This is a genomic window from Bacillus sp. EU55 (genome assembly GCF_038005925.1).
GTDB lineage: Bacteria > Bacillota > Bacilli > Bacillales > Bacillaceae > Bacillus > Bacillus velezensis.
Genome location: NZ_JBBOUE010000001.1, coordinates 2,224,639 through 2,237,852, shown reverse-complemented (window position 1 = coordinate 2,237,852; position 13,214 = coordinate 2,224,639). Strand labels below are relative to the sequence as shown.

At 41.7% G+C, this 13,214-nt stretch carries 12 protein-coding genes and 1 pseudogene; 9 read left to right on the top strand and 4 right to left on the bottom strand.

Annotated elements, in window-relative coordinates:
• The first annotated feature begins 4 nt into the window (after positions 1-4).
• A complete protein-coding gene (locus tag NYE50_RS11315; RefSeq protein ID WP_224988964.1) occupies positions 5-3,784 on the top strand; it encodes a non-ribosomal peptide synthetase in 3,780 nt (1,259 codons plus the stop codon).
• Between the two features lie 5 nt (positions 3,785-3,789).
• Here NYE50_RS11315 and NYE50_RS11310 read toward each other — a convergent pair.
• A pseudogene (locus tag NYE50_RS11310) lies at positions 3,790-6,748 on the bottom strand (Tn3 family transposase).
• 147 nt (positions 6,749-6,895) lie between these two features.
• Here NYE50_RS11310 and NYE50_RS11305 point away from each other — a divergent pair.
• Positions 6,896-7,471, top strand: coding sequence for a recombinase family protein (locus NYE50_RS11305; protein WP_001169292.1), 576 nt, complete (start codon positions 6,896-6,898; stop codon positions 7,469-7,471).
• Positions 7,472-7,720: 249 nt separating this feature from the next.
• Here the strand turns inward: NYE50_RS11305 and NYE50_RS11300 are convergent, their stop codons facing one another.
• Positions 7,721-8,173, bottom strand: coding sequence for a hypothetical protein (locus tag NYE50_RS11300; RefSeq protein ID WP_159354478.1), 453 nt, complete (start codon positions 8,171-8,173; stop codon positions 7,721-7,723).
• 425 nt (positions 8,174-8,598) lie between these two features.
• Between NYE50_RS11300 and NYE50_RS11295 the strand changes: the two genes are divergently transcribed.
• Both NYE50_RS11295 and NYE50_RS11290 read left to right on the top strand, forming a co-directional pair.
• Positions 8,599-8,838 carry an N-acetylmuramoyl-L-alanine amidase gene (locus NYE50_RS11295; RefSeq protein ID WP_236563904.1) on the top strand — a complete coding sequence of 80 codons (240 nt, stop codon included), beginning with the start codon at positions 8,599-8,601 and terminating at the stop codon, positions 8,836-8,838.
• Entirely contained in the window at positions 8,771-9,022 is a 252-nt protein-coding gene (locus NYE50_RS11290) for a spore germination protein (protein WP_224989054.1), read from the top strand. Before NYE50_RS11295 ends, NYE50_RS11290 begins: the two co-directional genes overlap by 68 nt.
• A gap of 46 nt (positions 9,023-9,068) precedes the next feature.
• On the opposite strand, the gene NYE50_RS11285 is transcribed toward NYE50_RS11290, so the two are convergent.
• Entirely contained in the window at positions 9,069-9,521 is a 453-nt protein-coding gene (locus tag NYE50_RS11285) for a Ger(x)C family spore germination protein (protein WP_060965122.1), read from the bottom strand.
• A gap of 14 nt (positions 9,522-9,535) precedes the next feature.
• The gene (locus NYE50_RS11280; protein ID WP_256076137.1) at positions 9,536-10,324 is read right to left on the bottom strand and encodes a spore germination protein; all 789 of its coding nucleotides are present in this window, start codon (positions 10,322-10,324) and stop codon (positions 9,536-9,538) included.
• Positions 10,325-10,586: 262 nt separating this feature from the next.
• Between NYE50_RS11280 and NYE50_RS11275 the strand changes: the two genes are divergently transcribed.
• From NYE50_RS11275 to spoVAE, 5 genes are all read left to right on the top strand, one after another.
• Positions 10,587-10,793, top strand: coding sequence for a DUF1657 domain-containing protein (locus tag NYE50_RS11275; RefSeq protein WP_013352384.1), 207 nt, complete (start codon positions 10,587-10,589; stop codon positions 10,791-10,793).
• An 82-nt stretch (positions 10,794-10,875) separates the two neighbouring features.
• The gene (locus NYE50_RS11270; RefSeq protein WP_009336487.1) at positions 10,876-11,349 is read left to right on the top strand and encodes a YhcN/YlaJ family sporulation lipoprotein; all 474 of its coding nucleotides are present in this window, start codon (positions 10,876-10,878) and stop codon (positions 11,347-11,349) included.
• Positions 11,350-11,366: 17 nt separating this feature from the next.
• A complete protein-coding gene (gene spoVAC / locus NYE50_RS11265; protein WP_159354479.1) occupies positions 11,367-11,846 on the top strand; it encodes a stage V sporulation protein AC in 480 nt (159 codons plus the stop codon).
• The gene (gene spoVAD / locus NYE50_RS11260) at positions 11,846-12,865 is read left to right on the top strand and encodes a stage V sporulation protein AD (RefSeq protein ID WP_159354243.1); all 1,020 of its coding nucleotides are present in this window, start codon (positions 11,846-11,848) and stop codon (positions 12,863-12,865) included. Before spoVAC ends, spoVAD begins: the two co-directional genes overlap by 1 nt.
• A complete protein-coding gene (spoVAE, locus tag NYE50_RS11255) occupies positions 12,862-13,212 on the top strand; it encodes a stage V sporulation protein AE (protein ID WP_041345364.1) in 351 nt (116 codons plus the stop codon). Before spoVAD ends, spoVAE begins: the two co-directional genes overlap by 4 nt.
• The last annotated feature ends 2 nt before the right edge of the window (positions 13,213-13,214 follow it).

Genomic DNA, 13,214 nt, shown 5'->3' with positions numbered 1-13,214 from the left:
ACACATGGACAAAACGAAAAATATCCAAAACATTTATCCCCTCAGCCGAATGCAGGAAGGAATGCTTTTTCATTCCTTTCTGCAAAAGGAGGGGGCTGCATATATCGAGCAATCCGTCTTCACCATAAAAGGCCGGCTTCGTCCGGAATTGTTTGAGCAAAGCGTACAGTCTGTCATCAGCCGCCACGATATTTTCAGAACGGTTTTTTTACCTCATGTCGCTCAGCTGAACGGCCCCCGCCAAGTTGTGCTGCGTGAGAGGGAATTCCGGCTGCACCGCGAAGATCTTACACATTTGGACAAAGCGGAACAGAGCGTCTATTTACAGCGATTTAAGGAACGTGACCGCTTAAAAGGCTTTGACTTGCAAAAGGATATGCTGATGCGTGTTTCTTTGTTTAAAACGGCAGACGAGGAATATGTATGCGTCTGGAGCCACCATCACATCCTTATGGACGGCTGGTGCCTCGGCATCGTCCTTCAGGAATTCATGCATATGTACCGGGCGATTGAATCAGGCTCACCCGTCACACTGGCGCCCGCAAAGCCTTACAGCACTTATATTACATGGCTGACTGATCAGGACAAAGACGCGGCTTCTGAGTATTGGAAAGGATATTTAGCAGGCTGCGAGACACCCTCAGGACTCCCGAAAATATCGGCCCGTCCTCAGGAAAAAGGCTACCGTAAGAAAGAGCTGCTGTTTTCTTTAGATCAAAATCTGACAGACAGGCTGAAAACCATCGCCAAAGAAGAGGGCGCTACGCTCGCGGTTCTTATGCAGACTGTATGGGGCCTGATGCTGCAGCGCTACAACCGGACGGACGATGCCGTATTCGGCGCCGTCGTATCAGGGCGGCCTTCCGTCATTGACGGCGTGGAAAGCATGATCGGGCTGTTTATCAATACCGTGCCGGTACGCATTAAAACGGGTGATGAAAGCTTTAGAGAACTGCTGGGCCGCTGCCAGAAAGAAATGCTTGATTCAGAGGCGTTCAGCTACCATCCGCTTGCTGACATCCAATCTCAGACTGAGCTGAAACAGGATTTAATCGACCATATCATCGTGTTTGAAAATTATCCGGTTCAGCAGCAGATGAAAGACGCGGAAAAGGAATCGGATGCACCGTTCCGGATCGGGAATGTCAACGTGTCGGAACAATCGGGCTACGATTTTAACCTCATCATAGCGCCCGGCGATGAGCTGCTCATCAAATTCAGCTACAATGCGAACGTTTATGACGAAGTATGGATAGAGAGCGTAAAAGGACACTTGGAAGAAGCTCTGCGCGGCGCCGCCTTCAATCCCGATGTTCCCGCTGATCGGCTTCCGATGCTCGGACAAAAGGAAAAATCAAGAATAATCGGCGAATTTAATGACACGAAAACAACTTATGAAAGAGACGAAAGCATCATCAGCCTATTCAGCCGACAGGTGAAGAAAACCCCGGACCATCAGGCGCTTCACGCCGGCGGGCTGACGATGACGTACCGGGAGCTCGATGAACGGTCAACTGCATTCGCCCGCACCCTGCTGGAAAACGGTTTGGCGCCAAAGGGAATTGCCGGGATTCTGGCCGAACGCTCACCGGAATTTATCATCGCTGTTCTCGCTGTATTGAAAGCGGGAGGGACGTACCTTCCTCTTGATGCAGAACTGCCAACCGACAGGATCGCCGATATGCTCACTGAGAGCGGAGCACAGCTGTTAACGGTGCAAAAAGGGATTGAGACTGACTTTGACTTTTCTCACATCATCTCTATCCCGGCTGCCGCAGAGAAACAAACCGCTGATGCGGGAAAACTGAATACCGATACAGCACCTGATGACCTTGCCTATATTATGTATACATCCGGTTCAACAGGAAAACCGAAGGGCGTGATGATTTCCAACCGAAACGTCGTATCGCTCGTGTCAAACAGCAATTACACGTCGGCCGGCATGACGGACCGTCTCATTCTGACAGGGTCCATCGGTTTCGACGCAGTGACGTTTGAAATCTTCGGAGCGCTTTTGAACGGGGCCTGTCTTCATGTGGTTGACCGCTCGACAATGCTTGCCCCTGAGAGGTTCGGCAATTATCTTTCTTCCAACCGGATTACGATTTTGTTTTTGACGACGGCGCTCTTTAACCAGTTTGCCCAGACAGATCCGGAGATGTTTTCCGGATTGTACACCTTATATGTCGGCGGAGAAGCATTGTCCCCGGCGCTCATCAATAAGGTCAGACACCGCTGTCCGAATCTCAGCCTTTATAACATATACGGACCGACAGAAAATACGACATTTTCTACCTTTTACGAAATCAGGTACGATTTTTCTCAGCCAATCCCAATCGGAAAACCGATCAGCAATTCAACCGCGTATATCATTGATAAAAATGGCGGACTTGCGCCGATCGGCGTGCCCGGTGAGCTTTGTGTCGGCGGTGACGGGGTTGCCAAAGGCTATTTAAACAGGCCTGACTTAACAAGTGAAGCATTTGTCAGCCACCCGGTTCATCCTGAAGAAAAGATCTACAAAACAGGCGATTTGGCACACTGGCTGCCTGATGGAAGCATCGGATACATCAGCCGTATCGACCGCCAATTCAAGATTCGCGGGAAGCGGATTGAGCCGGCCGAAATCGAAGCGCGCTTGACTGAAATTGATGGAATCAGGGAAGCGGCAGTCATCGTGTCAGACGAAGGACAAGAAGCAATCCTTTGTGCGTATTATACGGGCGCGCATGTTGAAGAAAGAGCCATTCGATCCCTGTTGGCCAGGTCGCTTCCCGACTATATGATTCCTCAGTATGTGATGAAGCTTGACCGTATGCCGCTTACCGCAAACGGCAAAGTGGACCGCCGCGGGCTGCCTGCGCCAGAACGGAAAAAAACGTCATCAAAAGCCGTTCCGCCACGAAACTGGGTAGAGCGTGAGCTGATCGACATCTGGACGCCGATCCTCGGCTGCGGGGAGCTGGGCATACAGGATGACTTCTTTGAGCTGGGCGGCCATTCATTGAAAGCATTGCAAGTGATTCATCAGCTGAAGACCAGGCAGCAGATGGATGTGCCGATTGAAATGATATTTGAATATCCGACAATTGAACAATTGGCTGAAAAGCTGTATTCAAACACACTGTCAGAAGCTGCAGAGCAGCATATCAGCAGACTGAACCAGCCGAAAGGCCGCAATCTTTTCTGTTTTCCGCCTATCTCAGGTTTCGGCATTTTCTTTAAAGATCTTGCGGCGGCATTAAACGGACGGGCTGCTGTGTACGGTTTTAACTTTATTGAAGAAGACAGCAGAATGGAACAATACATTGATAAAATGCTGGAAATCCAGCCGGAAGGCCCTTATATCCTCTTCGGATATTCGGCAGGCGGCAATACGGCATTCGAGGCGGCAAAAGCGATGGAAAAGCGCGGTTTAGAAATCAGTGACGTCATTATCGCAGACGCGTACAGAAAGCTTGACGCACTGCCGCCGCAGCCAACAAACGCAACAGCCGACAACGTCCCGGAAGCCGTCAGAGAAGCAGTCATCAAAAAGACAGAGCGCTATCAAACGTACTGGGCGGAACTGATAAATGACGGCCAAATCGCGGCCAACCTCCATTTTATCGAGGCCGGCATAAAGGAAGAACACAGTGATAAGACCGAGCCGATGAAATGGGAAGGCGCCACAACGGGACTCTATCAGGAATATCAAGGCGGGGGCGCCCATAAAGGGGTACAGTCAGGAAAATGCGGATTTACAACGCTAAGCCCATTTCCCCGACTATTCCCCCAGTTTTAACAACGTTAAGAAAGTTTCAAGGGTCTTAAAGAATCTAACGAGACCATTTTCTCCGAATTAAAATGGTATTCTCCAAGTAAATTAATATGTTCCCAACCTAGAGGTGACATATGGTGCAATAATTCTTCATTAAAACTACCTGACCGTTTTTGATATTCAACTGCCTTTGTTAGATGTAAAGTATTCCAGATACTGATGGCATTGATAATGATGTTTAAGGCACTGGCTCTTTGCAATTGATGCTGTATGGTTCGTTCCCTAAGCTCTCCTTGTTTTCCGAAGAAAATGGCTCTTGCCAGTCCATTCATGGCTTCTCCTTTATTCAATCCTTTTTGTATTTTTCTTCTTAATGATTCATCCGAAATATAATTCAAAATAAAGATCGTTTTTTCTATTCGGCCCATCTCACGTAAGGCTGTAGCCAAGCTGTTTTGTCTTGAATAAGAACCTAATTTCCCCATAATAAGGGATGCTGAAACTGTTCCTTCCCTTATAGAATGAGCTAATCGCAAAACATCCTCATAATTCTCTTTAATGACCTTTGTATTTATTTGTCCACGTAAAATGACTTCTAATTTTGGATACTCACTTGCCTTATCTATTGTAAATAATTTCGAGTCTGATAAATCTCGTATTCTTGGAGCAAATTTAAATCCTAATAAATGGGTCAGTCCGAATATTTGGTCTGTGTAACCAGCCGTGTCTGTATAATACTCTACTATATTTAGATCCGTCTCATGGTGTAACAAACCATCCAAAACATGAATCGCATCCCTTGAATTAGTATGAATAATCTTTGTGTAATAAGAAGAAAATTGATCACTTGTAAAACGATAGATGGTGGCTCCTTTTCCAGTTCCATAATGTGGGTTTGCATCTGCATGTAGCGATGAAACGCCTATCTGCATTCTCATACCATCGGACGAGGATGTTGTACCGTCTCCCCAATAGGAGGACAATTGCAATTTGTGATGAAAATTTACTAATACGGCTTGGGCTTTATTCATTGCATCTTCATACATGCGCCATTGTGATACATTGGCCAATTGCTTATATGTAAGTCCGGGTGTTGCTTCAGCCATTTTGCTTAAACCAATATTCATTCCCATTCCTAAAAGAGCAGCCATAATAATAATTGTTTCTTCTTTATCCGGTTTTCGATTATTGGAAGCATGAATAAATTGCTCATGAAATCCTGTTATATAAGCAATATCCATCAGTAAATCGGTTAATTTTATTCTTGGTAGCATCTGATACAGGCTTGCGCTAAATTTTTTTGCTTCTTCTGGAACATCTTTTTCTAAGCGTTCAATTGACAGCTTTCCTTTTTCAAGAGAAACCCCGTCTAACTTGTTGGAATTGGTAGCTAACCACTTTAACCTTTTGTTAAGGCTGCTGGTTCTCTCCGTCATATAATCCTCGAATGATAAACTAACTGATAATCTTGTATTCTCCTTCGTTTGATTCCATGTATCTTCTGAAAACAAATATTCTTCAAAGTCTCTATATTGTCTGCTGCCAACAATGGAAACATCTCCTGCCCTAACATGCTCCCGAAGTTCTGTTAAAACAGCCATTTCATAGTAATGACGATTGATTGTTGTACCATCATCCTCGTATAAATGCTTTTTCCAACGTTTTGAAATAAAATCCACAGGTGAGTTATCAGGCACTTTTCGCTTTCCGGATTCGTTCATTCCACGGATAATCTCAACAGCTTGTAAAAGTGGCTCATTTGCTTTTGTAGAATGAAATTCCAATACCCTTAATAGCGTTGGCGTATATTTTCTAAGTGAATAAAATCGTTTTTGCAGTAAGTCTAAATAATCATAGTCGTCAGGGCGTGCAAGCTCCTGAGCTTCTTCGACCGAAGAGACAAAAGAATTCCATTCGATAACGGATTCTAAAACCTCAAAAACGTCTAATTTTTCCTTTTTTGCTTTGATTAAAGCTTGTCCGATGTTCGTAAAGTGTATAACTTTCTCATTCAGCTTTTTACCGTTTTGTTTCTGAATTTCCTCTTGAGCCTTACGGCCTTTTGATAACAGACTAAGTATTTGTCTATCATGAATTTCAAAAGCTTTATCCGTTAACTCTTGAGTAAGATGTAATAAATAGACGGTTAATATCGAATATCGCTTATTTTCTTGAAAGTCACGGAATGCATATGGCTCATATCTTGAGCCTAAGCGAGATAGTTGAAACAGGCGATTGCGATGCAAATGACTAATTTGTACCGTTTCTAATTCCATTCCTCGTATGTATTCGAGTCGTTCTATTACTTTTAGAAATGTTTCGGGTGAAGGATGACCCGGCGGTTCCTTTAACCAACCCAATATCGTTTTATTGGATTCGGATGGATGCTGCGAAGTAATGATCTCTTCAAGCTTTCCTTTTTGTTCATTTGTAAGAGATTGACTAACAGTATTAAACAGTTTCTTTTCAGCCATTGCCCTTGCCTCCCACACCAAGTGTAGTAATAGCAGGCAGTATGATTTTGTTTTTTCTTAGAAAATCTATACATTCATGTAGTAGATGTATGGCATCGCCATTTTCAAAAGCTAATTGATGAAGATGCTTAAATGCTATTCGATATTCTCTTAGAGTAAAAGTTACAAAGTCGTATTCACTTCGAAGTTCTTTCAAATGATCCCAAAGTGTATTTTCTCTTTGAGGATAAAGACTAATCGAAGATGGAGTGGCGCCGATTTGTTTCGATATATAATGTATGACTGATTCCGGGATGCTTTTGATATGAGTGTATGGCCAACCGGGATACCGAAGAACAGCTAATTGAACAGCAAACCCTAAACGGTTTTCTTCTCTCCTTCGCTTATTAACTATTTCTAAATCCCGTTTGGAAAAAGTGAAGTAGGTCCCCAATATCCATTCATCTTCAGGGATTTGCATAAAATCCTGCCTCTGTTCCAGTGTAAGCAATTCTCTACCTCTCGCAATTTTCATTCAGTATCATCCCATTTCCATAATTATTCAGTTAATTAGTTCAATTATATATCAATAGAGTGTACTCTATTGATACAAGTATAGTAGACTGATAAAATCATAGTTAAGAGTGTCTCATAAGACTTGTCTCAAAAACGAGGTGAAATTTTGCAGAAAATCGGTTATGTACGCGTCAGTTCGACTAGCCAAAATCCTTCAAGGCAATTTCGGCAATTGAACGAAATTGGAATGGATATTATTTATGAAGAAAAAATTTCAGGAGCCACAAAAGATCGTGAACAACTTCAAAAAATGTTAGAGGATTTACAGGAAGGTGACATTATTTATGTTACAGATTTAACTCGGATCACTCGAAGTACGCAAGATTTATTTGAATTGATTGATTTAATACGAAATAAAAAGGCAAGCTTAAAATCACTTAAGGATACATGGCTAGATTTATCAGAAGATAATCCATATAGCCAATTCTTAATTACGGTAATGGCTGGTGTTAACCAATTAGAGCGAGACCTTATTCGTATGCGTCAGCGTGAAGGAATTGAGCTCGCAAAGAAAGAAGGGAAGTTTAAAGGACGGTTAAAGAAATATCATAAAAATCACGCAGGAATGAATTATGCAGTAAAGCTATATAAAGAAGGAAATATGACTGTAAATCAAATTTGTGAAATTACAAATGTATCTAGAGCTTCTTTATATAGAAAGCTATCGGAAGGAAAAAAATAAGCATTCATTACTTATATTAAAAATTTCCGGGGATTGTGAAACAACGTACCTAGCCAAGCAGGCTATTTCTATAAGGAAGTATCAATATTTGTTTATCTAACTAGGCACGATCATCAAAGGGTTCCGAGTACATTTTAACGGAGATATACGCTAAACTCAGATTTAAAGCAAGGCTGTATTTTTCGAGAACACTTTTAAAAAACAACCTTAGTCACAAAGGAAGGTTGTTTTTATAAAGTCATGGTCTAATTAAAACAATTGCTGTCCCAAGAGCATACTTGAGACTGAAAAGGCACCAGCAGGTGGTAAAACATTAGTATATATGGGAGGTCCCAAACGGGTTGTAAAGGTTGTAGCAATCCAATTTCCGTATTCACCAGCCAGCAAAGAGGGAGGTTTCATTATAAACCGTCCACTTAAAATGAAATGCCGAATGCTTATAGCGGTCTCATCAATTATTGTCAAGTTGCCAAAAAAGGAGGCATATGGTGAATCGAAACTTATTTGTTTAGCGCTTTCGTCCCAATACCCATTAATCGGAATACGTATACCACGAAAATTAACTGTACCTACTACTTTGTTGTCTACAATGGAATCAATGGTAAGTATACCTCTAATAATGGATCTCCCCGCAATAGAAGCATCAATCCCCCATACGGATGGAAAGGGGATACTAACTTTGGCTGTCTTTGGAATTTTCAAAATTAACCTCTCCTTGATTATTTTATGTATGGATTGAGTTGTATTTAATCATAATCCTGTAGTAATGATACAGTATATGCACAGAGAATCACTTAGGTGTTTTGTTAAGAAAGAAGCATCAATAATCAATCAGCCTACTGTCTAGATGAACAATAGTTTGCCTGACCCACGAAAAATATGGAACATTAATTGCTGCTCATACATATGGTCTCGTATTTGGAAAATTTCTTAGCTTTAAAATAAATCATCTGATTCAATGAAATGTAATGCCTATCATCACCTATTTTTATATGTATCTCAGACGAATTCCTATACCTCCGTTACTCTTCAATCATATTTTATTTGTACGAGGTGGTGTAAAATGTTTAAATTATATTTAGATCCTGGTCACGGGAGAATGGACCCAAGGAGCTATTGGCAATGGGATGCAGGAAAAAGAAATTACCTTAAATATTTCCCATAGCATCCGAAATCTCTTGGAAAACCATTATGAAGGCCTGCAAATTAAAATGAGTAGAACAGCAGATATTACGCGCAGCTTGAAAGAACGTACAGATGATGCGAATGCTTTCGGTACGGGGGCCAAAGGATGGATTTGTGGAAGAAGTGGGAGTCAATGTGGCGTTAATTCGGAAACGAATCAAATCAACCAGCATGGTTTATGAAACGAAAAAAGTAGGCGTTCGCACGAAAACAACCGTTGCAATTCTTTACATGCGTGACATTGTTGATCCTAAGATTGTTCAAGATGTAAAGAATAAATTAGATGATCTTCACATTGACGGAGCGTTTAGCGCCACTCAGCTAGAAGAATTAATGGAACCGACAAATCGTTTGCTTTTACCATAAGGTTGATAAATCAACTGTTTGAACGCATAAAAGTAAACAACTATTTTTATGCATTTGGCGAAAATCTAAAAAATGGGGTTGCCAGCAAGATTTCTTCAGGAGGCTCTCTTGTGCTAAACAGCCAGGCCAAGTACCTTATTTCACGATAACGGTTGATCAATTCCAGCACTTCTCCGACTTTGTTTTCCTTCATCAATCTCTCGCTGAACAAAATGGCAGAGATTTGTCCCAAGTTTAAGCGTTGTTGTGATGTACTGTACAAATCATTTGCCGCCTCCGTAAACGAGGAACCTTCGCCTTTGCCCACCCAAACCGGGGGCTGCTCCGCTTTTTGCTGTCCCTCCAGCTTGGCCACTGTCGAGAAATCAAGCAATTGCAAATACATGGTGTATTGGCCATCGACATAGTCTATTCCAACAGCCGTAGCATAGTTCATGTTTTGCACTTCATATCTGCTCCAGCAACCGGTAAGGGTGAGAAGAAGGAAAAGTGCAACCATACTTTTATATCTCCTCATTTATGCCTGTCCCCTTGCCTTGTAGAATCTCGTGTCTTCAACATGTCCGGTCGAGTGTTTCGCCATGGCCAAGGTAATCGAAACAAAGCGTTGGCCAAGTCTTTAAATGGAGGTGATATTGGGGCCAAGTAAGGCAAGCCGCATGAACGCAATGAGGCTAAATGGCTGAGCACAATAAATAATCCAAGAAAGAAGCCATAAATGCCAAGCGTGGCAGACAGAATGAAAAGAAAAAAGCGTAAGGTACTAATCGTTCCAGCCAATGATAGGCTCGATAAAGTTGAACCAAAGATTTGTGTAATTGCTCCGATGACAACGATACCTGGGGATAAGAATCCAGCACGAATGGCCGCATCCCCCAGGATAAGTCCTCCTACAACCGTTACCGTGGAGCCGACCGCAGAAGGCAATCGGATACCAGCTTCCCGCAGGATTTCTAAGAAGAGAAGTGCAATAAACATTTCAACTGCCACATCAAAAGGAATTCCCAACCGGTTAATCCCCAAAGTGGCAAGTAGATAATAGGGCAGCTGATCTTGATGATAGGAAAGAATGGCAACAAAAAATGCAGGAAGCAGTAGCGATACGGACAAGCCAAGTAAACGAAGCGTTTGACCAAATGTAGCTGCCAAAGCAGTAAAGTGGATATCTTCGGGTGCTTTCACAAGCAAAAATAAATTGGCAGGCGCAATCAACGCAGCCGGTGTACCATCCACAATCAACGCTACACGCCCATTGAGCATACAGTTCACGGTAAAGTCTGCTCTGCCTGTATACCCCATCAAAGGAAACAACCTGCCCAAGGAATCCCTTTAATCAAATGCTTACCATTATTTAAAGTCTCCTTTAATGAAAAGTTATAAGAGCTATTGCTGTCAACGAGAAATAGAAGAAATGATGGGGATATGGAAAAGGGGTTATTATCGAAAAAATGGAGCTATACGTCAAAAATAATTTAGATTTAAATTTCCCAAAAATCATTGAATAAAAAATTCTCCATAAAGCAAAATAAAAGAGTAAAAAAAATTCAAGAAGGAGGAAATTATCATGACAGTAATAAATGACGTTAAAACAGCTCTAGCAGGATTGAAAAGTGCTCAAGCAAGTTTTGAAACATTTGCTCTTAGTACAGATAATCAACAAGCTAAGCAACTTTACCAAGATGCAGCTAAGCAAACCCAATCCGTTGTAGACAGCATTGAACCACGTGTTCAACAAATCGAACAAGAAGAACCTCAATACAAACAACAGTAATTAGTAAGGCGAAAAAAGGTTGGCCTCTTAACCAACCTTTTTTCAGCTGTTCAAATAATGGAAAAACATGGAGGTGATTTTTTTGAAAGATAAAATAACCACATTGAAAAACCTACTTTTTATTATAATGGTCATTGGTTTCGCATCAGGATGTAATGGTAATCAAAATGAATTTATTCAAGGTAATAGTACTTTTGGTATTTCACAAGTACATACAAGTAAGCCAATTGATCAATCCGTTGCCAATCATGCGAAAGAAAAGATAATTGCCAAGGAAGATATTACAGACGTAAAAGCTGTGAATACTGATAAAGAGCTTATGGCAGCGATTAAAGTTGAGAATTTTGATCGATTTCGATTAAAGAGTATCGAGAAGTCAGTAAAATCCGACTTAGAAAAAAAATATCCCGACTATAAAGTTTTTGTTTCGACTGATAAAAAAATATTCTGGGAACTTGAAAAGGTCGAGCAAAGACTGAAAAAAAACGATATGAATAAGAAGAACTTAAAAAATGATTTGAACAAACTGAAAAGTCTTATGAAGGAACAAACCTAAAGAGGAAGGATCGAGTTATGTCTAACAATCAAAAGAAACAACTTACTCCTGTGCAACAGGAATATCAAAAATTGCAAAAACAACGAGAGATCAAAAGACCGGTTGTTAAAAATTGTATTAAGGCCTTTTTAACCGGTGGACTTATTTGTTTGATTGGTCAGCTTATTTCAGACTTTTACATTTATTATTTCGATTTTACTGAGCAAACGGCCGGAAATCCGACGGTGGGTACGTTAATTTTTATTACAATGCTTCTTACTGGTTTTGGCGTATATGATCGAATGGCCCAATTTGGTGGGGCTGGAACAGCTGTACCTGTAACAGGTTTTGGCAATGCGGTTATATCGCCTGCCATTGAGCATCGAACCGAAGGATTTGTGCTGGGCGTAGGCGGCAATATATTTAAATTGGCGGGATCGGTTATTTTATTCGGTGTATTTTCTGCTTTTGTCATTGCCTTAATTAAAACAATTTTAATCAGATGGGGTGGTTTATAATGCTTGCAGGTCATCGTACATGGATCTTCGAACAAAAGCCTGTCATTATCTCCACTGGAACCGTTGGTGGACCATTTGAAGCCAATGGTGCTATCCCAGATGATTTCGATACTCTTCATGCTGATTTATGGCTTGGGCAGGATTCCTATGAGAAAGCACATAAAATCCTTTTTGAAGAGGCTTGCCAAAAAGCCATGGAAAAAGGGGGAATCCAAAAGGAACAGGTTCAGTTCATCCTCGCAGGAGACCTAATCAACCAGATTACCCCGACTAGTTTCGCTAGCAGAACGATTGGAGCGCCTTATTTTGGCTTATTCGGTGCTTGCTCTACCTCGATGGAAGGACTGGCTCTAGGTGCTTATATTGTAAATACAAAAGGAGCGAAATATTTGTTAACAGGAGCTTCCAGTCATGATACAGCTGTTGAAAAACAATTTCGGTATCCAACTGAGTATGGTGGACAAAAGCCACCTACGGCACAATGGACGGTTACTGGTGCAGGTGCAGCCCTATTAAGTGATTCTGGGGAAGGACCTCATGTCACATCTGCCACAATTGGTCGTGTAATCGATATGGGATTGACAGATCCATTTAACATGGGAGGAGCTATGGCGCCAGCTGCGGTTGATACCATTGAAGCCCATTTAAAGGAACGAAATGTTGAGCCATCTTATTACGATTTAATTGTAACCGGTGACCTTGGCCAAATCGGACAGGAAGTGTCCATGGATCTATTTAAAAAGCATGGAACTCCTATTAGTGAAGAACAATACCAAGATTGTGGCCTTATGATTTATCGGGAAGGACAACCCGTTCTTGCAGGGGCAAGCGGTGCAGGCTGTTCAGCAACGGTAGTTTATGGGCATTTATTAAACCGCATGAAAAATGGTGAATTTAAACGCATGTTAGTTGTGGCTACAGGTGCTTTGCTTTCACCGTTGTCCTTTCAGCAAAATGAAACAATTCCTTGTATCGCCCATGCAGTGTCAATTGAATACGGAGGTGAACAATTAACATGATCTATTTTTGGGCTTTTGTCGTAGGCGGTTTAATTTGTATCATTGGGCAAATTATGTTTGATGTATTTAAATTGACACCAGGTCATACCTTAAGTGCTCTTGTAGTGATTGGGGCGCTTTTAGATGGATTTGGACTATACGAGCCTTTGATTGATTTTGCTGGGGCAGGGGCTACCGTTCCGATTACAAATTTTGGGAATTCTCTTGTTCATGGTGCGATGCAGGAAGCAGAAAAACATGGGTTAGTTGGTGTACTGACAGGAATGTTTGAAGTAACTAGTTCTGGTATTACAGCTTCCATTGTTTTCGGCATGATAGGAGCTTTAATTTTTAAGCCAAAAGGATAAGG